The 18,209-nt window shown below is 70.4% G+C and carries 20 protein-coding genes; 7 read left to right on the forward strand and 13 right to left on the reverse strand.

The features are described from left to right. The first annotated feature begins 71 nt into the window (after positions 1–71). On the forward strand, positions 72–878 hold the full coding sequence (locus D0D37_RS20735) for a hypothetical protein (protein WP_116202215.1): 807 nt from the start codon (positions 72–74) through the stop codon (positions 876–878). 144 nt (positions 879–1,022) lie between these two features. On the opposite strand, the gene lgt is transcribed toward D0D37_RS20735, so the two are convergent. From lgt to D0D37_RS20755, 4 genes are all read right to left on the reverse strand, one after another. Beyond that, positions 1,023–2,045 (reverse strand): prolipoprotein diacylglyceryl transferase, encoded by a 1,023-nt coding sequence (gene lgt, locus D0D37_RS20740; protein WP_116202216.1) that lies wholly within the window; start codon positions 2,043–2,045, stop codon positions 1,023–1,025. 68 nt (positions 2,046–2,113) lie between these two features. Further along, positions 2,114–3,304 carry a M20 metallopeptidase family protein gene (locus tag D0D37_RS20745; protein ID WP_116202217.1) on the reverse strand — a complete coding sequence of 397 codons (1,191 nt, stop codon included), beginning with the start codon at positions 3,302–3,304 and terminating at the stop codon, positions 2,114–2,116. Further along, positions 3,301–4,437, reverse strand: a complete 1,137-nt coding sequence (locus D0D37_RS20750; RefSeq protein ID WP_116202218.1) for an amidohydrolase family protein — start codon at positions 4,435–4,437, stop codon at positions 3,301–3,303. Before D0D37_RS20750 ends, D0D37_RS20745 begins: the two co-directional genes overlap by 4 nt. Further along, positions 4,434–5,849 (reverse strand): APC family permease, encoded by a 1,416-nt coding sequence (locus tag D0D37_RS20755; RefSeq protein ID WP_116202219.1) that lies wholly within the window; start codon positions 5,847–5,849, stop codon positions 4,434–4,436. The genes D0D37_RS20750 and D0D37_RS20755 overlap by 4 nt, the downstream gene beginning before the upstream one ends. Positions 5,850–6,067: 218 nt before the next feature. On the opposite strand from D0D37_RS20755, the gene D0D37_RS20760 reads away from it, so the two are divergent. Then, positions 6,068–7,375, forward strand: a complete 1,308-nt coding sequence (locus D0D37_RS20760) for a type I glutamate--ammonia ligase (RefSeq protein ID WP_116202269.1) — start codon at positions 6,068–6,070, stop codon at positions 7,373–7,375. Positions 7,376–7,381: 6 nt separating this feature from the next. Here the strand turns inward: D0D37_RS20760 and D0D37_RS20765 are convergent, their stop codons facing one another. The 7 genes from D0D37_RS20765 to D0D37_RS20795 form a co-directional block, all read right to left on the reverse strand. Continuing rightward, positions 7,382–8,041: a peptidoglycan recognition protein family protein gene (locus D0D37_RS20765; protein ID WP_116202220.1), complete on the reverse strand. Its 660-nt coding sequence runs from the start codon at positions 8,039–8,041 to the stop codon at positions 7,382–7,384. 48 nt (positions 8,042–8,089) lie between these two features. Then, entirely contained in the window at positions 8,090–8,632 is a 543-nt protein-coding gene (locus tag D0D37_RS20770; protein ID WP_116202221.1) for a Uma2 family endonuclease, read from the reverse strand. Between the two features lie 50 nt (positions 8,633–8,682). After that, a complete protein-coding gene (gene trpA, locus D0D37_RS20775) occupies positions 8,683–9,474 on the reverse strand; it encodes a tryptophan synthase subunit alpha (RefSeq protein ID WP_116202222.1) in 792 nt (263 codons plus the stop codon). Further along, positions 9,471–10,688, reverse strand: coding sequence for a tryptophan synthase subunit beta (gene trpB, locus D0D37_RS20780; protein WP_425266961.1), 1,218 nt, complete (start codon positions 10,686–10,688; stop codon positions 9,471–9,473). The genes trpA and trpB overlap by 4 nt, the downstream gene beginning before the upstream one ends. Then, positions 10,685–11,494, reverse strand: a complete 810-nt coding sequence (gene trpC / locus D0D37_RS20785; protein ID WP_116202224.1) for an indole-3-glycerol phosphate synthase TrpC — start codon at positions 11,492–11,494, stop codon at positions 10,685–10,687. The genes trpB and trpC overlap by 4 nt, the downstream gene beginning before the upstream one ends. A 120-nt stretch (positions 11,495–11,614) precedes the next feature. Next, entirely contained in the window at positions 11,615–12,133 is a 519-nt protein-coding gene (locus D0D37_RS20790) for a Trp biosynthesis-associated membrane protein (RefSeq protein ID WP_208720067.1), read from the reverse strand. A 196-nt stretch (positions 12,134–12,329) separates the two neighbouring features. After that, positions 12,330–13,892 (reverse strand): anthranilate synthase component I, encoded by a 1,563-nt coding sequence (locus tag D0D37_RS20795; RefSeq protein WP_116202225.1) that lies wholly within the window; start codon positions 13,890–13,892, stop codon positions 12,330–12,332. 96 nt (positions 13,893–13,988) lie between these two features. On the opposite strand from D0D37_RS20795, the gene D0D37_RS20800 reads away from it, so the two are divergent. Then, complete coding sequence (locus D0D37_RS20800) at positions 13,989–14,594, forward strand: TetR/AcrR family transcriptional regulator (RefSeq protein WP_116202226.1); 606 nt, start codon at positions 13,989–13,991, stop codon at positions 14,592–14,594. 53 nt (positions 14,595–14,647) lie between these two features. Here the strand turns inward: D0D37_RS20800 and hisI are convergent, their stop codons facing one another. Together hisI and hisF are read right to left on the reverse strand one after the other, a co-directional pair. Continuing rightward, complete coding sequence (hisI, locus tag D0D37_RS20805) at positions 14,648–15,001, reverse strand: phosphoribosyl-AMP cyclohydrolase (protein ID WP_116202227.1); 354 nt, start codon at positions 14,999–15,001, stop codon at positions 14,648–14,650. Further along, on the reverse strand, positions 14,998–15,771 hold the full coding sequence (gene hisF, locus D0D37_RS20810; RefSeq protein WP_116202228.1) for an imidazole glycerol phosphate synthase subunit HisF: 774 nt from the start codon (positions 15,769–15,771) through the stop codon (positions 14,998–15,000). The genes hisI and hisF overlap by 4 nt, the downstream gene beginning before the upstream one ends. Positions 15,772–15,868: 97 nt before the next feature. Here hisF and D0D37_RS20815 point away from each other — a divergent pair, with 97 nt between their 5' ends. The 4 genes from D0D37_RS20815 to D0D37_RS20830 are packed head-to-tail and all read left to right on the forward strand — an operon-like array spanning position 15,869 to position 18,209. Beyond that, positions 15,869–16,384, forward strand: coding sequence for a SigE family RNA polymerase sigma factor (locus tag D0D37_RS20815; RefSeq protein WP_162834361.1), 516 nt, complete (start codon positions 15,869–15,871; stop codon positions 16,382–16,384). After that, complete coding sequence (locus D0D37_RS20820; protein WP_116202229.1) at positions 16,381–17,355, forward strand: hypothetical protein; 975 nt, start codon at positions 16,381–16,383, stop codon at positions 17,353–17,355. Before D0D37_RS20815 ends, D0D37_RS20820 begins: the two co-directional genes overlap by 4 nt. Before the next feature lie 16 nt (positions 17,356–17,371). Then, entirely contained in the window at positions 17,372–17,806 is a 435-nt protein-coding gene (locus tag D0D37_RS20825) for a hypothetical protein (RefSeq protein WP_116202230.1), read from the forward strand. A 19-nt stretch (positions 17,807–17,825) separates the two neighbouring features. Next, complete coding sequence (locus tag D0D37_RS20830) at positions 17,826–18,209, forward strand: PPOX class F420-dependent oxidoreductase (protein WP_116202231.1); 384 nt, start codon at positions 17,826–17,828, stop codon at positions 18,207–18,209.

The raw sequence follows: 18,209 nt of genomic DNA on the forward strand, positions 1-18,209 counted from the left end.
CGTCCCACCCGCCCCGTCGCTCGGCGAGCGGCCGGATCCACGGCCGCATCGACTAAGGAGGAACTGCCGAGATGTCCCACCCCGTCACCGCGGACGATTCGTGGAAGACGCCGGAGCTGCGGGAGGCCGAGGCCGCGCTCGACCGGACGGTCCGCAAGTCCCAGCAGTTGCTGAAGGACCTGGAGAAGATCAAGCTCCGCCCGCTGCCGAAGACCGACACCCCGGAACGGGTCGAGGCGATCAAGAAGGCCGCCTCGCGTCCGGACGCGCCCGCTCAGCTGCGGCTGGTCAAGCGGAAGGTCGAGGCGGGCGAGTTCTCCTGGGAGGACGTCGCCGCGGGCCGCGCCTTCGCCGACCCCGAGGTCCGCGCTCTCGCCGACGAAAAGCTCAGCGAGGCCAAGGACATCCTCGAGGAACTGGAGGAGGGCCAGACCCCCGAAGAAATCCTCGAGGCGCGCACCGGCGGCGCCGGGAATCCGTTGTCGGACACCGGACGCGCGAAGTATCCGGACGCGCCGGACAAGCCCGCCGGCTTCTCCGCCGAGGACCCGTTGGCGAGCAGCGGCCGTCCGCAACCTCCGGCCCCACCCGCGCCGGGACCGGCCGAGTACTCGAACGAGAATCCGCTCGCCGACCGGATGCCGCCGCCTCCGGCGCCGCCGAAGGAAGAACCGCCCGCTCCGCCGACTCCTCCCGCCCCGCCGCGGCATCGCGCCCCGGAACCGGAGCCGGAGGACGACTTCGCCGATCCCCTCGCCGACCGGGGCGACCGGCCGAAGCGGTCCGCGCCGCAGCCGCCGCCGTCGTCGGGCCGCCGTGCCCGCCGTCAGGACTCCGGCGATGACGACGACTACTTCGGCGGCTCGTTCCTCGGCTGAACCCCGCTCCGCTCTCGCAGAAGTCCGTGAGGGGAACCCTGAGGGACTCTGATTCCCTCAGGGTTCCCCTCACGGACCTCAGCCGACCACACGAAAAGAGGCCCCCGCCCACCCTGGGCGAGGACCCCTTTTTCGGCTCTGTGCCTAAGACTTCTCGGACTTGCCGTTCTCGCTCGAGGAAGACCCCGCGTCCACAGTGTCCTCCGCGGCGGCGTCCTTCTCGTCCGGCTCCGGCTTCTCCCCCGCCTCGTCCGAAGTGGACTCGACTGCGGCGTCCCGTTCGTCTCCCTTGCTGCGCAACGTCTCCGGGGCTTCGCGCGGCCCGCGTTTGGCCGCGACGACCAAGTACGCCGTCGCGCCGATGAACAGCAGGATCGACACCCACACGTTGACCCGCAGGCCGAGGATGTGGTTGGCGTGGTCGGAGCGCAGCAGTTCGGTCCCGCAGCGGCCGACGGTGTAGCCCGCAACATAGAGCGCGAACGCGCGGCCGTGGCCGAGCTTGAACCTGCGGTCCGCCCACACCACGACGAGCGCGATGAGCAGGTTCCAGATCAGCTCGTACAGGAACGTCGGGTGCACCGGGCTTTCCGGCAGCGGGATGTGCCCGGTCGCGACGCCGCCAAGGGCGTCCGGGGCCCCGGTGGCCGGGTCGAAGCGCTGGTAGATCTCCAGGCCCCACGGCAGGTCGGTGTGCCCGCCGTACAGCTCCTGGTTGAAGTAGTTGCCGAGCCGCCCGATCGCCTGCGCCACGATGATGCCGGGCGCGATCGTGTCGGCCATCGCGGGCAGCGGGATCCCCCGGCGCCGGCAGGCGATCAGCGCGCCGACCGCGCCCAGCGCGACCGCGCCCCAGATGCCGAGGCCGCCGTCCCAGATGGCGAAGGCGTTCCAGGGGTTCTTGCCCTCGGTGAAGTACAGCTCCGGGTCGGTGATGACGTGGTAGAGCCGACCGCCGACCAGGCCGAACGGCACCGCGAACACCGCGATGTCGAGCACCGTGCCCTTCGTGCCGCCCCGGGCCTCCCAGCGCCGCTCGCCCCACCAGATCGCGACGATGATGCCGGCGATGATGCAGAGCGCGTACGCCCGGATCGGGATCGGGCCCAGGTGCCAGACGCCTTGGTCGGGGCTCGGGATCGTGGCCAGGAATGCTGCGGAGTACACGCGGCCACCGTAGCGCGTCGGGCGCCGGTCGTGGTCCCGGTGCCGCGGAACCCTTCGTCAAGACCCGGTCACAGCCCGGTCACGGCCGCCTCCGGATACTGCGGGTCGGAGGCCGCGGCCAGGTATCCGGCCAGCAGCGCGTCCGCGACCTGGCCGACCGCGGCGTCCTCGGGCAGGAACGTTTCGCCGTGCAGGCTGGGCGCCCCCGCGGTCTCGCCGAGGCCGACGAACAGCATCAGGCCGCGGATGCCGTCGCCGCAATAATGCGCGAAATCGTCCGCGCCGAAGGACCGGAAATCGACGTCTACATCCGCGCCTCCGTCTTCGAGCCAGCTCCGTGCGGCAGCGGCCAGCGCGGGATCGTTAACCAGGACGGGCTCGCACGGGCTGATCCGGAGGTCGGCGGTGCAGCCGTAGGCGCGTGCGGTGGCGTGCACGACCTCGTCGAGGGCTTCCAGCGCGCGTTCGCGGTCGCTCGCGCGCATCAGCCGCAGCGAACCGAAAGCCGACGCCGTATTCGGGACGACGTTCGCCGCCGTGCCCGCGCTGAGCCGTCCGATCGTGCAGACCGCGCCGTGCATCGGATCGATCCGGCGGCTCGCGACCTGCTGCAAGCTCACGACCAGTTGGCTGAGCGCCAGCACCGGGTCGCGCAGCAGATGCGGGTATCCGGCGTGGCCGCCTTGGCCGTGCACCACGACCTCGAACTCGTCGGTGGACGCGTTCACCGGCCCGGGCGCGGCCGAGACGACGCCGTAGGGCAGCCGCGGCTGGACGTGCGCACCGATCACCGTGTCGATGCCGCGCTCTTCCAGAATGCCCGATTCGACCAGGTCGAGCGCTCCGGACGGCGACGTTTCCTCGCGTGGCTGCAGGATCGCGAACAACGGACGCGGGAGTTCGACGCGCCGCGCTGCCCGGCAGACCGCGGTCAGTGCGGCGAGGTGGACGTCGTGACCGCAGGCGTGCATCAAGCCGGTCTTCGCGGCCCATCCGACGCCGGTGCGCTCTATTACCGGGAGCGCGTCCAGTTCAGCGCGCAGCGCGACTGCTGGGCCCGGGTGCGCCGCGGAGATCTGGATGAGCCGCCCGGTTTTCGCAACCCGCTCGCCCTCCCCCAGCGCGGCGGCCACGATCCGGGCGGTGTCGTCCTCGTCGCCGGAGGCACGCGGGTCGGCGTGGATCCGGTGGCGCAGTTCGATCGCGGCGGGCAGTTCTTCGGCCAGCGCGGCACGCCAGTTCCCGACCAGGTCGTTCATTTCCGCCCCAGCCGGTAGATCCGGGCCGCGTTCTCGTGTCCGGCCAAGCGAGCCAGCCGGATCGCGTCCACTTCGGACAGTGCATCGGCGGCGAGAGCGGCGCGCAGGAAGTCGGACAGTCCTTGCCGGAACAACGCGGTGCCCAGGTGATACAGCTCGGCCAGCCCGAACGCGTCGGTGGAGAACAACAGCTTTCCGAACGGCGCCAGCTCCAGCGTCTCGGCGAGGATGGCGGGCGCGCGGAAGCCCGCGTTGTGCGTGATGAGGCCGACGTCGACGAAGACGTGCTCGAAGACCTGCGCGAGGTAGGCCGCATTGCGGTGGAACGGGTAGTTGTGCAGCAGCAGGATCGGGACGCCCTCGTCGCGGGTCGCGCGCAGCAAACCGGTGAGCCGCAAGGGATCGCAACGGTGAAGGTCCAGGTCGGAGTCTCCGTAGCCGACATGGAATTGCACCGGCAGCCGTCGGTCGATTCCGGCCCAGATCAGGTGGCGGTGCAGCACCTCGTCAGCCAGCCGGGCCTCTTCGCCCGCCTCGATCCGAGCCAGCCAGCGTCCGGCGGCGGCTTCGACCTCGGCTGGAGCCGGTCGTTCGCCGGACAGCTCCAGCCCGACTCGGTAGGCCGCGATCGTCTTCACGCCGACCGCGTTCGTCGTACGGCGGTCGAGTTCAGCGGCGAAGTCATCGGCGAAGCTGGCCGCGCTGGTGTTGCGAATGACGTCTTCGGCGACCTGTTCGAGCCGGACGATGTCGTGTGCGCGGGCGTCGGCCAGTTGGGCGAAGGTTTCTGTGGTGGTGAGGGATTCGGGCAGGAAACCGCCGTCCAGCAAGTAATCCGTGCTGCCGGTGCCGCGCAGGAACCGCCGGTTGACCTCCGCCGCGCCCAGTTCGGTACGACGGGCGAGATAGTCGTCGGCCGGCGCGTGTTTCGGCAGGTCGAGGATCGGCGCGCAGCGTTCGCGCACGGCGAGGCCGATCAGGGAGTCGAACAGCGACGTCCCGAGCGGCGACACGGTGTCCGCCTCGGTAAGCATCCCCTCGAACCCGCCGCGGTCGACGTCGCCGGTGCTTACGCCGTGGCAATGGTGGTCGACCAACTGCAGGTCCGCGACGAAATCGAGCAGTCCGGTCATGCCTCTCCTTCAGCGAGCCTCTCCCCCACCCTACGGGCGAAACCGGGTGCCGAGGCGACTACGACGATGGCCAGCACGAGCACCCCGCCCGCCACGACGGGGAACCACCGTGCGGGGCCGTCGGTCGGATACGGCACGACGTTGACGTACACGGTGTAGCCGAGCAAGACCAGCGCGCCGATCGGGAACGCCAGATGCCACCACGGCACGCGCATCCGGCGCCGCACGAACAGCAGCAGGATCGCGCCGAGGGTGGTGAGCAGGTAGATCACCAACAAGATCAAGGTGCCGATCGAACCGGCCCAGGCGAAGGTGTCGTCTGCGGTGGCGCCGAAGAACACTGCGCACACCAAGATGATCAGTGCCGCCGCGAGCGCGACCACGGTTACCGCGACGGCGGGAGTGCCCTTGGCGGAGATCCGGCCGATGCCGCGTCCGTCGAATGCGTCGCGGCCTAGGGCGAACAGCAATCGCGAGCCGCCGACGACGCAGGCGAGGCAGCAGCCGAACGCGCTGATCGCGGCACCCGCGCTGATGACGTCGCCGACCCACGGGCCGACGAAGCGGCTGCCGAGATCGCCCAGCAGCGAAGGGGAATTGTGGAACGCCGTGGCGTCGCCGCCGAACGCCATCATCTCGACGGCGGTCACAAGGACGAAGTAGGCGCCGCCGAAGATGGCCGTGCCGAGGATCGCGCGCGGGATGTTGCGGCGCGGGTCGCGGGTTTCCTCGCCGAGCGTCGCGGCGGCTTCGAAACCGGCGAACGACAGGAAACCGAATACCGCGCCGAGGAAGATGCCGGAGACTCCGGTGTCCGGCACGAAAACCTGCAGCGTGAACCGGCCGCTGGGAGCGTCGCCCGCGACGAGCCGGACCAGGATTACCACGGTGACCAGCAAGATCAGCGCAATGGTCGCGCCCTCGACGGCAAGCAACGTGCTGGTACCGCGGCGGGCCGGGGCGACCGCGAGCAGCCAGCTGCCGATCAGTGCGACCGCGGTCAGCACGAACGGACCCCACGACGGCGGGTGCGGCCAGATCCCGACCTGCGTCAGGAACGCCGTGCCCAGCACGCCGGCGGCGGAACTGGTGACCACAGCGTAGAAGGTGTACGTGCCGAGCAGCCCGATTCCGGACACGACGCCCGCGCGCGGACCGAGGGTCGCGCCGACGAACGCGTAGACCGATCCGGCGTGCTGGTAGTGGCGGCAGAGCTGGACGAAGCCGTACGCGACCAGCAACACTCCCGCCGCCGAGAGGAGGAACGCCAGCGGAACCGCGCGTCCGGCGGCCGTCGCTGTTTGCTGTGGGTTGATGTTCGCGGCCATGCTGGGTGCCATGAGCGCGACGGACAGCCCGACGGCCTGCCAGACCGAGAGGGTGCGCCGCAATTCGGGACGGTCTCCGGACACGGATGCGCTCCTTTCCCGAGGAGTACACAGTGAACCTTCCAGGCGGCGCGGAGAGCGAGCGCCGACCGGCTGAACTCTCGTTCCCGCCAACCTCGACCGCGACCGGCTGAACCTCCCCTCCAGCGTTGAAGGAGCACCCCTTGTCGTCCCCTTTCTCGTCTTCGGCCGGACTCGACCGCGACCGGCTCGCTGAACTCGGCGCGGCCGCCGCCGGTCGGATGGAACAGGCGGGCGTCGAACTCGTCGCGCTGAGTTTCGTGGACAACTCCGGCATTTCGCGAGTCAAGGCGGTGCCGGTGGCGAGGCTGGCGAAGGTCGCGGCGTGGGGTGTCGGCGCGTCGAACTCGTTCGACTTCTTCCTCGGCACCGACAGCATCGCGGACGGCGAGCATTCCCTCGGCCCGGTCGGCGACCTGCGGCTGCACCCCGACCTCGACGCGCTCACCGTGCTCGCCGCGCAACCTGGCTGGGCATGGGCCCCGGCGTGGCGCTACGACCAGGACGGGCACCAGCATCCGCAGGACACCCGGGCTCTCGCCGCTGCCGCCGTGGCACAGCTCGCCGAACGTGGCCTGACCGCGCGGATGGCTTTCGAACTGGAGTGGATCGCGACCGACGCGAACGAGGTCCCGCTGCCCGGCCCGGCCTACGGATACTCGCGGCTGAGCGCGAACCACGAATATCTCCGGGCACTCGTGTCCACTTTAGACAGTTGTGGCGTCGAGGTGGAGCAGATCCATCCGGAATACGCCGCGGGTCAGTTCGAGCTGTCGATCGCCGCGACCGATCCGGTTCGGGCAGCCGATTTAGCGGTACTGACAAAGGAAACCGTGCGGACAGTGACCGCTGCGCACGGGTTGCGCGCGTCATTCACACCGAAGTTCGAGCCTGGCGGCGTCGGCAATGGCGGGCACGTGCACCTGAGTCTTTGGGACGGCGAGCGCAATCTGTGCGCTGGCGGGACCGGGGCATTCGGGCTGACCTCGACCGCGGATTCCTTCGGTGCGGGCATTTTCCGCCGGTTGCCCGCGCTGCTGGCGGTCGGCGCACCGTCGGTGGTCAGCTATCTGCGGCTGGAACCGCATCACTGGGCGGGCGTGTTTACCGCGTGGGGACTGGAAAATCGCGAAGCACCGCTGCGGCTGATCCGCGGCGCGGCCGGACAGCGCGACACGGCAGCGAACCTTGAGGTGAAGTGCTTCGACCTCACCGCTAACCCGTACCTGGTGGTGGCGGGACTGCTTTTCTCCGGCCAGGCAGGCATCGACGCCGACGCACGCTTGCCGGAACCAGTCAGGGTGGATCCGGGGTCGCTCTCCCCCGCCGACGCCGCCGCGGCTGGAGTGACGCGGCTGCCGCAATCGTTGTCGGAGGCTGTCGCGGCGTTCGAGGCCGACGATGTGCTGCCGGGCGCGTTCGGACCCCAGCTGGCCACGACGTTGGCGGACGTGCGCCGTGCCGAAGCGGCCGAGCTGGGGTCGCTGGAACCGGCGGAGTTGTGCCGGGTGATGCGCTTCCTGCACTGAGCCGGTTCAACGAAGCAGGGCCGCCACCCGGGACTGCAGTTCGGGCAGTATCGCGTACAGCTTGTCGCCCGGGCAGTCGGTGTTGTAGAAGTCGCGGTGTCCCTTGATTTCCTTCACCGGGATGCCGTATTGGCGGCACACGTACGCCACGAACACCACGAGCGAATCGAACTGCGCCTTCGGCGGGGCGACCTGCATGTAGGTGCCCTCGTTCTCGATGCCGATCGCGTTGTCGTTCTGGCCGGGGCAATGCGCCGCGCGGACGATCTTCTTCCCGCTGCGCAACGCGTCCAGGCTGCCGTGGCGGCCTTCGAGACGGTAGCCGCCGCGGGAGACCGTGAAGTGCTGGCCGGTGTCGGACCAGCCGTTGTTGTCGATGTGGTCGGCCTGGTCGTCGCGCGCGACCTGGAACGCGTGCTCGAGCGAGTAGTCGGTGCTGTTGGGGCAGTCGATGTGGTGGATGAGCACGCGATTGGCCGGATGGTCGAGCGTGGTGAGCGGATCCGCGGGCGGGCGCGCGCCCCATTCCGCACAGCTGTAGATGCGCGGCGCGGCCGCGGCGTCCGCGAGGCCGGGCAGCACGAGCCCCGCCGCCGCGGCAGCGCTCACGCCGGCCGCCCCGCGCAGGAACGTCCTCCGGGGAACCTGTCCGATGTCGAAAGCCATGCGCCGCACTGTGCGCGGACGGCGTACACGATGCGTACAACCGGCCGCTCAGGCGCGCAGATCCAGCTCCGCGGGGAACGGTTCATCCAGCTTGAGCACGCCGCTCTCGCTTTTCGCGTGCGGCAGGTAGTCGCCGTCGGAAAGCGCGTACACGGTGGCGGCCTCCTGCTCCGGGTCGACGAGCAGGTAGTACGGGATGAGCGCTTCGGCGTAGAGGGCTTTCTTGAAGATCCGGTCCTGCACCCTGGTGGACGGCGATTCGATCTCGGCGGCCAGCAGCACCTCGGACGCCGGATACCAGGTCGTGGCCACGTCGGGGCAGGTGACGATCACGAAGTCCGGGATCAGCAGCCGGTTTTCACCGCAGCGGACCGCGACGCCGGGGAGCAGCGCACTGCCTTTCGGCAAGACTGGCGCCACTGCGAGCTGCAATCGCTGGAGCCACTGTTGGTGCAGCGCTGTCGGAGCCGGACCCATCACCAGCGTCCCGTCGACTCCTTCGATCCGGTTGCCGAGGAGCTGTTCGTTCGGCAGGGCAAGCACTTCTGCCAACCCGGGAGCCTCACCAGGGTTGATGTCGCTGGTTTGCATACCGAGAGAGTACGAACGACCACCGGCAGTTTCCGGCGATCGACCCGGGATCAGGCCGGAGCAACCGCCTCGCGCACGCCCTGCGCCAGCTCCGAAGCCAGCTTCGCCACGCCGTCCGGACCGTCCGCCGCGGCCGTGACCAGCGCGGATCCCACGATCACCGCGTCCGCGAACCCGGCCACCTGCGCGGCCTGCTCCCGCGAACGGACCCCGAGGCCCACCCCGATCGGCAGTTCCGTGTGCTCGCGAGTCCGCCGAACCAGATCCTCCGCGTGCACACCCACCGCGTCGCGAGCGCCCGTCACGCCCATCACCGCGGTCGCGTACACGAAGCCCGACGACGACGCCGTGGTCTTCGCCAGTCGCTCCTCCGACGACGACGGCGCGACCAGGAAAATCCGGTCCAAGCCGTGTTCCAAGGACGCGGCCATCCACTCGTCGGCCTCGTCCGGGATCAGGTCCGGCGTGATCAAGCCCAGACCACCGGCCGAAGCGAGGTCGCGGGCGAACGCATCGACCCCGTACCGGTGCACCGGGTTCCAGTACGTCATCACCACCGCGCGACCGCCGCGCGCGGAGACCGATTCCACGACCTCGAAGAGCTGCTTCAGCCGGAACCCGCTCGCCAGCGCCGCCTCGGCGGCCGCCTGGATGGTGGGGCCGTCCATGACCGGATCGGAGTACGGGACGCCGACCTCGACCAGGTCCGCTCCGCCGTCGATCGTCGCGGCCAGCAGGTCTTTCGAGCCGTCCACGGACGGGAATCCGGCGGGCAAGTAGCCGACCAGCGCGGCCCGGTGTTCCGCCCGCGTCGCCGCGAACAGCTCGTCGAGGCCGCTCACTTGCCCTCCCCGTCCACGAGCCCGAACCACTGGGCCGCGGTGTCCATGTCCTTGTCGCCCCGGCCCGACAGGTTGACCACGATCAGCCCGTCCGGGCCCAGCTCGCGGCCCAGTTCCAGGGCCCCGGCGAGCGCGTGCGCCGATTCGATCGCCGGGATGATGCCCTCGGTGCGCGACAGCAGCCGGAAGGCGTCCATCGCGGCCGCGTCGGTGACCGGGCGGTACTCGGCGCGGCCGGAGTCCTTGAGCCACGCGTGTTCCGGGCCGACGCCCGGGTAGTCGAGCCCGGCGGAGATCGAATGCGATTCGACCGTCTGGCCGTCCTCGTCCTGCAGCAGGTACGACATCGCGCCGTGCAGGTTGCCGGGAGTGCCCTTGGTGAGCGTCGCGCCGTGCCGGTTGCCCTCGATGCCTTCGCCGCCCGGCTCGAGGCCGACCAGCCGCACCGACGGGTCGTCGTAGAAGCCGGAGAAGATGCCGATGGCGTTGGACCCGCCGCCGACGCACGCCGCGACGACGTCCGGCAGGCGGCCCGCCTTCTCCAGGATCTGCGCCCGCGCCTCCTCGCCGATGACGTGGTGGAAGTTGCGCACCATCATCGGGAACGGGTACGGGCCCGCGGCAGTGCCGAAGAGGTAGTGCGTGGTGTCCGCGTTGGTGACCCAGTCGCGCAGCGCCTCGTTGATCGCGTCCTTGAGCGTGCGCGACCCGGTTTTCACCGGGATGACCTCGGCGCCGAGCAGCTTCATCCGCGCGACGTTCAGCGACTGCCGTTCGGTGTCGACCTCGCCCATGTACACGACGCAGTCGAGGCCGAGCAGCGCGCACGCGGTGGCCGTGGCGACGCCGTGCTGGCCCGCGCCGGTCTCCGCGATGACGCGCTTCTTGCCCATCCGCACGGTGAGCAGCGCCTGGCCCAGCACGTTGTTGATCTTGTGCGAACCGGTGTGGTTGAGGTCCTCGCGCTTGAGGAACACCCGCGCGCCGCCGGCCTGCTCGCCGAACCGCTTGGCTTCGGTGAGCAGCGACGGACGGCCCGCGTACTCGGTCAGCAGCCGGTTCAGTTCGCCGGTGAACGCGGGGTCGTGGCGGGCCTTCTCGTACTCCGCCGCGACCTCGTCGACCACGCCGATCAGCGCTTCCGGCATGAACCGGCCGCCGTACGGGCCGTAGTAGCCGCGCTCGTCCGGGTCGTGCTTGCCGCGCTCGGTCACCGCGAGGGCCTCGGGCAGGCGGGGTGCGAACCGGCGGTGACGAGCTTGACGACCGCGCCCTTCGGGTCGCCGGAGGCCACCAGGCCCTCGCCGACCAGCACCGCGTCCGCGCCGTGGCCGGCGTACGACATCAGGTCGCCCGGGCCGCGGACGCCGGACTCGGCGACCTTGAACACGTCCATCGGCAGGCCGGGCGCGAGGCGGGAGAACACGTCGCGGTCCACTTCGAGGGTGTGCAGGTTGCGCGCGTTGACGCCGATGACCTTCGCGCCCGCTTCGAGCGCGCGGTCGGCCTCCTCGGCGTTGTGGATCTCCACGAGCGCGGTCATGCCGAGCGATTCGACGCGGTCGAGCAGCGCGGCGAGCGCGTTCTGCTCCAGCGCGGCGACGATCAGCAGGACCATGTCCGCGCCGTGCAGCCGGGCCTCGTGCACCTGGTACGGGCTGACGACGAAGTCCTTGCGCAGCACGGGAATGTCGACCGCGGCGCGCACCGCGTCGAGGTCGGCGAGCGATCCGCCGAAGCGGCGCTGTTCGGTGAGCACGCTGATGACGCGCGCGCCGGCGTCCTCGTAGTCGCGGGCCAGCGCGGCCGGGTCGGAAATCGTGGCCAGCTCGCCCTTCGACGGGCTGCGCCGCTTCACCTCGGCGATGACGCCGATGCCGGATTCGCGCAGCGCCGCCATCACGTCACGCGGGGGGACGGCCTTGGCCGCCCTGGCCTTCAGTTCGTCGAACGGCAGCGCGGATTCCCGCTGCGCGAGATCCTCGCGCACGCCGGCGACGATGTCTTCGAGCACGCTCATCGGACGCCCCTACCCGCTGCCGCACTCCTGGGTCCACTCGCAAGCTCGCTCACAAAAACCTTCCCCTTCCCGCCGAAACGATGCTAACCCCCGCTCGATGACCGGCCGGTCCCGGGTTGCTCAGCGACGAGGATCCCCGCCGTCGGTCGGGTCGTCCCCCTCCGACAGCGCCTCCCACAGCTCGGTGTCCGGATCCTTCCGCGCCGCCTTGGCTCCCGGTGCGGCGTAACGGGCTCCGAGCTTGCGCGCGGCTCCCGCCCACTTGATCGCTGCCAACCCGCCGAGTGCGACAAGAATTCCGCCCAGTGCCGCGATCAGGTGGCCGAGCACGATTTCCGTGCCGGGCAGCCCGGGCGCGAACCCGCCGAACTTGATTCCGTCGACCCCGCTCCAGACGCCCGCCGCGCCGGCGAGCACCAGCACGATCCCGAGCACGCGGCGCAGCCAGCCGCCGGTCGCGATGGCCCCGGCGACGCCCGCGAGCGCGAGGATCGCGAGCGGCACGAGCGCGGTGGAGCGCTGTTCGCCGGGTTCGGTGTACAGGACGGTGCCGCGCACGCCCTCGTCGCGGAATTCGGCGAACCACACCATCCGGGACGCTCCCCAGAGAGCCAGCGCGCCGAGCAGGAGGGCGAGGATGATCGTCCACAGTGGACGGCGCGCCGAAGCGGCAGCGGGCTCGGCTGCCGACGGCGATTTCACGCTGCCAACCGGCTCTTCGGCAGCGGTTTTCCCTGCGTCAGGCGGTTTTTCACCGACATCCGCCGGTTCCACCGCGTCATGAGCCTCTTGCGCCTCGGCGCCGCCGCGTCGTGGTTCCGCCTCCTCGGGCCGCTCAGACACCGGCCGCGTCCTCGGCCGGGTCCAGCTCGCCCGCCGGGACCATCGTGCCCGCCGCGGCGATCGCGGACAGCACGGTGCGGGCCTTGTTGAGCGATTCGGTGTCCTCGTAGTCCGGGACCGAGTCCGCGACCACGCCGCCGCCCGCCTGCACGTAAGCGGTCCCGTCGATCATCAGCGCGGTGCGGATGGCGATCGCCGTGTCCGCGTCGCCCGCGAAGTCCAGGTAGCCGACGACGCCGCCGTACAGCGCGCGGCGCACCGGTTCCAGCTCCTCGATCAGCTGCATCGCCCGCACCTTCGGCGCGCCGGACAGCGTGCCCGCCGGGAAGCAGGCGGCGACCGCGTCGAAGGCCGTGGCGTCGTCTTTCAGCTCGCCGGTCACCGTCGACACGATGTGCATGACGTGGCTGTAGCGCTCGATCTGGAAGAAGTCGACCACGTGCACGGTGCCCGGTTTGCAGACCTTGCCGAGGTCGTTGCGGCCGAGGTCGACGAGCATCAGGTGCTCGGCGCGTTCCTTCTCGTCCGCGAGCAGGTCCTTGGCCAGCTGCGCGTCCTCCTCCGGATCCGCCCCTCGCCAGCGGGTGCCCGCGATGGGATGCGTGGTGGCGCGCCCGTCGCGGACGGTCACCAGCGATTCCGGGCTGGAGCCGACGATGTCGAAGCCCTCCAGCCGCAGCAAGTACATGTACGGGCTCGGGTTGGAGGTGCGGAGCACGCGGTAGACGTCGAGCGCGTCGGCTCCGGTTTCGATCTCGAACCGTTGCGAGGGCACGACCTGGAACGCTTCGCCGGCCTTGATGGCCTCGACCGCCTTGTCGACGGCCGCGTGGAAGTTTTCCTTGCTGCGGTGGCGGCGGAATTCCGGAGTGGGCCGGTCGAACGTCGCGACGGTCGGCGGCGCGGGCACCCGCAACTGCTCGGTCATCGCGGACAGCCGGGCCAGCGCGTCGTCGTACGCGGCGTCCACGCGTTCGGCCGAGTCGTCCCAGTTGACCGCGTTGGCGATCAGCGTGACGGTGCCCTCGTGGTGGTCGAACGCGGCGAGATCGGTGGCGAGCAGCATGGTCAGCTCGGGGATGTCGAGGTCCCGTTCGGCCAGCTCGGGCAGCTTTTCCAGCCAGCGCACCGAATCGTAGCCGAGATAGCCGACCATTCCGCCGGTCAGCGGGGGCAGGCCGGGCAGCGGCTCGGTGTGCAGCGCCTCGACGGTCGCGCGCAGCACCTGCAGCGGGTCGCCCTCGGTGGGCAGGTTGTCCGGCGGGGTGCCGGTCCAGACCGCCTTGCCGTCGCGGACGGTCAGCGCGGCCGGGCTGCGCACCCCGACGAACGACCAGCGCGACCACGATTTCCCGTTCTCGGCCGATTCGAAGAGGAACGTGCCGGGCCGGTCGGCGGCGAGCTTGCGGTAGATCCCCAGCGGGGTCTCGCCGTCGGCGAGCACCCGGCGCACCACGGGGATCACGCGGCGGCTCTCGGCCAGCGCGCGGAAGCCGGCGCGGGACGGGCTGACCGGGCCGGGCCCGGCCGTGGACGAGGCTGCTGAGCTGACCATGCGCCTCATTGTGCCGCTACGGCCGGGTCCGCCGGTCAGCGGGCTCTCAATTCAATGACTGTTGAATTTGAGGCGGCGACCGGTCAAGATGGTCCGGTGAGCACCGAAGACACTACCGCGCGCCGCCGCGGCCGCCGCCCTGCTGGTCAGGACACCCGCGCGGTGCTGCTGGAAGCCGCCCGCGCGGTGTTCGCCGAGAACGGCTACGAACGCGCGACGGTCCGCTCGATCGCCGCGCGCGCCGGGGTGGACGCGGCCATGGTCAACCACTGGTTCGGCGGCAAGGAAGGCCTGTTCGCCCAAGCGGTGCTGAAACTGCCGTTCGAACCGACGGAATTGGTGACGGTCCTGCGCGACGGCCCGGTCGACGAGCTGGGCGTCCGGATCGCGCGCACCTTCCTGACCCGATGGGACGGCGTCGGCGGCGACACGTTCCAGGCGCTGATCCGCAGCGTCGCCAGTCACGAGGCGGCCAGCACGGTGCTGCGGGAGTTTTTCTCGCAGTTTTTCACCGGACTGCTGAGCGAGACCAGCGTTGACCGCCAGGAGCTGCGGGTGGCGTTGTGCGCTTCGCAGCTGGTGGGGATGGGGTTGATCCGGTATGTGGCCCGGTTCCCGCCGATGGTGGAGGCGGAGGTGGACACGCTGATTGCGGCGGTGGCGCCGACCTTGCAGCGTTATCTCACCGGGGACATCGACTAGGCCCTCGTGAGTGTTTGTCCCGGTTAGAACCAGGTTAGAACCGGCATAAACACTCACGACTCGTCGGCGAGCAGCAACCGCTCGTCGGTGTCGAAGCACGTGTGCGTCCCGGTGTGACAAGCCGGACCGGTCTGGTCCACTCGCAGCAACACCGTGTCGCCGTCGCAGTCGACGCGGACCTCTCGCACGTGCTGGACGTGCCCCGAGGTCTCGCCCTTCACCCACAGCTCCTGCCGGCTGCGCGACCAATACGTCCCGCGCCGGGTGGTGAGCGTCGATTCCAGCGCGTCGTCGTTCATCCAGGCCATCATCAGCACGTCCGACGTCGCGTGGTCGACCACGACCGCGGCGATCAGTCCGTCCGCGTTCCACTTCAGCCGTGCGGAAAGTTCCGGCGAGAGGCTCATCGCACGACCACCCCGCCGGTGCGCAGCGCGCCCTTCACGTCGCCGATCGTCAACTGTCCGAAGTGGAATACGCTCGCCGCGAGCACCGCGTCGGCACCGGCTTCCACCGCGGGCAAGAAGTGTTCGGTCGCGCCCGCGCCGCCGCTGGCGATCACCGGGACTCGCACCGCGCGCCGAACCAGGCCGATCAGCTCCAGGTCGAAGCCGGTTTTGGTGCCGTCCGCGTCCATCGAGTTGAGCAGGATCTCGCCGACGCCGAGTTCCTCGCCGCGCGCGGCCCATTCCACCGCGTCGATTCCGGTGCCGCGACGGCCGCCGTGCGTGGTGACCTCGAAGCCGGACGCTGTCGGTGCGCTGCCTTCCGGCACGCGCCGCGCGTCGACGGACAGCACGACGCACTGGGCCCCGAACCGGCGCGACGCCTCGCGCAGCAGCTCCGGGCGTGCGATCGCGGCCGTGTTGATGCTGACCTTGTCCGCGCCGGTGCGCAGCAGCCGGTTGACGTCGTCGGTGGAGCGCACGCCGCCGCCGACGGTGAGCGGGATGAAGACCTGCTCGGCGGTGCGGCGGACCACGTCGAAGGTGGTTTCGCGGTCGCCGGAGGACGCGGTGACGTCGAGGAAGGTCAGCTCGTCGGCCCCTTCGGCGTCGTACCGGCGCGCCAGCTCCACCGGGTCGCCCGCGTCGCGCAGGTCGGCGAAGTTGACGCCCTTCACGACCCGGCCCGCGTCGACGTCGAGACAGGGAATCACCCGAACCGCCACAGCCATGCCGTCCAGCCTAGTCGGCCGCTCGCCCAAGGCCGCCGCGACGGCTTCCTCACAGATTTCGGATCCGATGCATCAAAACCGCCCGCTCGCGCGTCTCATGATCGTGACCATCGGTTTCGACGATTTCGTGGCGGAACGCCTCGACGGGCTGCTGCGCTACGCGACCGTCCTCGCCGACGACCCGCATCTGGCGCAGGACATCGTCCAAGACGTGCTTCTGCGCGCCCAGCAGCGCTGGTCGAAGATCGAATCGCCGCCCACTTACGTCCGCAAGATGATCACCAACGAGTACCTGTCGTGGCGTCGCCGCGCCGCCCGCCGCGTGGTGCCGTCGAACCATTCGGTGCTCGATTCGCTAGGGCCGCCGACGGCCGATCCCAGCACCGCCTACGACGAACGCGACGAAATGCTCGCCCTGCTGGCCACGCTGCCGCGGAAACAGCGCGCCGCCGTCGTCCTGCGTTATTACGAGAACTACACCGACGCCGAAATCGCCAGCTTCCTCCGCTGCGGCGTTTCGACCGTGCGCAGCCAAATCTCGCGCGCGCTGGCGACACTGCGCGCCGGCCTGCCCTCGTTGCCGCCCGTCCTCACCACCGGAGCAGGAGAATGACCCCGTCGAACGAGACCGAGACGCTGGTGCGCGACAGCCTCGAACGGCTCGCGGAGCAGGCACCGGACGGCAACGAGGTGCTCAACGCGCTCGCCCGAGCCCGGCAACGCCAGCACCGGCGCCGTCCCCGCCTCGCGCTCGCCGCCGCGGCCGCCGCGGTGATCGCGGTCGCCGCCGGGGTGCCGCTGGTGGTCAACGCGGTCACCGAAGCGCCCGCGCAGCTCACCCCCGCCGCCGGACGACCGGTGCTCGCGTACACGCCGGGCTGGCTGCCGGACGGTTTCACCGAGCAGTACCGCTCAGGCGGGCCCGGGAACACCGCACAGGTGCGGCAATGGCAGGCAGGCGCGAGCCGGGTGGAAGTCGCGGCGCATTCCACGGCCGATCCGGAATGGGCACAGACCGCGCTGCGCATCTCGGCGTTGAGGGACCAGGTCGTGGTGCACGGGCGGGTCGCCATGGTGACCGGCCCGAGCGACACGATCGCGACGCTGACCTGGATGCCGGACGACCGCCACGTGCTGACCGCCAAGGTGGAAGGCGTCCCGGACGCGCGCGCGGCGGCCGAGCAGATCGCCGATTCCGTGACCGCTAAGCCAGTGCTGGTCCGCGGCGAGGCACGGTTCGGACCGCTGCCCGCGGGAATGCGCGAAGAAGCCACGACAGTGCGCGGAAACAACTCGGACAACGCGACAACCGTGCTCGACGCCAGCGGGCCGACCGGCAAAGTGCGCGTGACGATCGGCGGCGGTTCTCCTGCGCTCGGCGGATCTGGGCCGGTCCAGGTGCGCGGCCTGCCCGGAGCCTACGTGCCGGCCTCCGGACCGGCCGACGCGCAGGTCGCTGTGCGGCTGTCGTCCGGGCGCTGGCTGACGGCTTCCGGCCGGTTGCCGCGCGAACAGCTCGTCGCGGTGGCGGACGGGATCGTGCTCGATTCGGCACCGGATTACGGCTGGCTCGGCACTGCCTGACCGCTACCGTGAGGCCATGTCCGAACTGGGGGAGTCTCGGGGCACGTTCGCGCGGATAGCGACCGCCATCGGGATCGGCGCCGCGATCATCGCCGTTCTGGTGGCCTGGTGCATTGGTGCCAACTACCTCGCCCAGCTGACCGCGGGCGAGGAGCTGACCTGCCGGTTGCGCAATCTCGTGCCGTGGTCGGGCTTGGGCATGACGCTGTGGCAGGTCAGTTCCCTGGTGCTGTTCCTGCTCGCCGGAGCCGGGATTTCGGCGCTCTTCGGACGCCTCGGGGTGCGAAAGGCGACTCTCGGCATTTCCGCGGCTCTGGTCGTCCTGTTCACCTGGGGCTACGTCGCGGCGACCCACGTGGTGATGCACAAGGTGGCCGACCACGGCACCTCGGTCGCCGTGCCGACCGCACCCGCCGGGCAGCAGCCCGCCGACCGCTGCCGAGGACTGTGACGCCGTCTACCGTAGGGCTATGTCCGAACTGGAGCGTCTCGGCGCCGAGAAGTACGTCGTGCTGACCACTTTCCGCCGCGACGGCCGCGCGGTCCCGACTCCGGTGTGGGCTTCCCGCGACGGCGACGAACTGGTGCTGTTCTCGGAACGCACCGCGGGCAAGGTCAAGCGGATCCGCAACAACGGCGAGGTTCGGCTGCAGGCGTGCGACGTCCGCGGCCGCCGGGTGCACGGCGCCGAGGCGAGCGGAACCGCCCGGCTGCTCGACGCCGCCGACAGCGACCGTATTCGCGGGGTGATCGCGCGGGACTACGGCGTCGTCGGGCGGGTGACGATGTTCTTCAGCCGGCTCCGCGGCGGGCCGGAGCGGACGATCGGGATCGCGATCAAGCTCGCGGAGTGA

The sequence above is a fragment of the Amycolatopsis circi genome (genome assembly GCF_003385235.1).
In the GTDB taxonomy this organism is placed as follows: Bacteria; Actinomycetota; Actinomycetes; order Mycobacteriales; family Pseudonocardiaceae; genus Amycolatopsis; species Amycolatopsis circi.

Bases quoted from the DNA above. Each gene is read 5' to 3' on its own strand.
- D0D37_RS20735 (WP_116202215.1), top strand. From the start codon at position 72: ATGTCCCACCCCGTCACCGCGGACGATTCGTGGAAGACGCCGGAGCTG.
- D0D37_RS20745 (WP_116202217.1), bottom strand. From the start codon at position 3,304: ATGAACGACCTGGTCGGGAACTGGCGTGCCGCGCTGGCCGAAGAACTG.
- D0D37_RS20750 (WP_116202218.1), bottom strand. From the start codon at position 4,437: ATGACCGGACTGCTCGATTTCGTCGCGGACCTGCAGTTGGTCGACCAC.
- D0D37_RS20760 (WP_116202269.1), top strand. From the start codon at position 6,068: ATGGAACAGGCGGGCGTCGAACTCGTCGCGCTGAGTTTCGTGGACAAC.
- D0D37_RS20765 (WP_116202220.1), bottom strand. From the start codon at position 8,041: ATGGCTTTCGACATCGGACAGGTTCCCCGGAGGACGTTCCTGCGCGGG.
- D0D37_RS20770 (WP_116202221.1), bottom strand. From the start codon at position 8,632: ATGCAAACCAGCGACATCAACCCTGGTGAGGCTCCCGGGTTGGCAGAA.
- trpC (WP_116202224.1), bottom strand. From the start codon at position 11,494: ATGAGCGTGCTCGAAGACATCGTCGCCGGCGTGCGCGAGGATCTCGCG.
- D0D37_RS20795 (WP_116202225.1), bottom strand. From the start codon at position 13,892: ATGGTCAGCTCAGCAGCCTCGTCCACGGCCGGGCCCGGCCCGGTCAGC.
- hisI (WP_116202227.1), bottom strand. From the start codon at position 15,001: ATGAGCCTCTCGCCGGAACTTTCCGCACGGCTGAAGTGGAACGCGGAC.
- hisF (WP_116202228.1), bottom strand. From the start codon at position 15,771: ATGGCTGTGGCGGTTCGGGTGATTCCCTGTCTCGACGTCGACGCGGGC.
- D0D37_RS20815 (WP_162834361.1), top strand. From the start codon at position 15,869: ATGATCGTGACCATCGGTTTCGACGATTTCGTGGCGGAACGCCTCGAC.
- D0D37_RS20820 (WP_116202229.1), top strand. From the start codon at position 16,381: ATGACCCCGTCGAACGAGACCGAGACGCTGGTGCGCGACAGCCTCGAA.
- D0D37_RS20825 (WP_116202230.1), top strand. From the start codon at position 17,372: ATGTCCGAACTGGGGGAGTCTCGGGGCACGTTCGCGCGGATAGCGACC.
- D0D37_RS20830 (WP_116202231.1), top strand. From the start codon at position 17,826: ATGTCCGAACTGGAGCGTCTCGGCGCCGAGAAGTACGTCGTGCTGACC.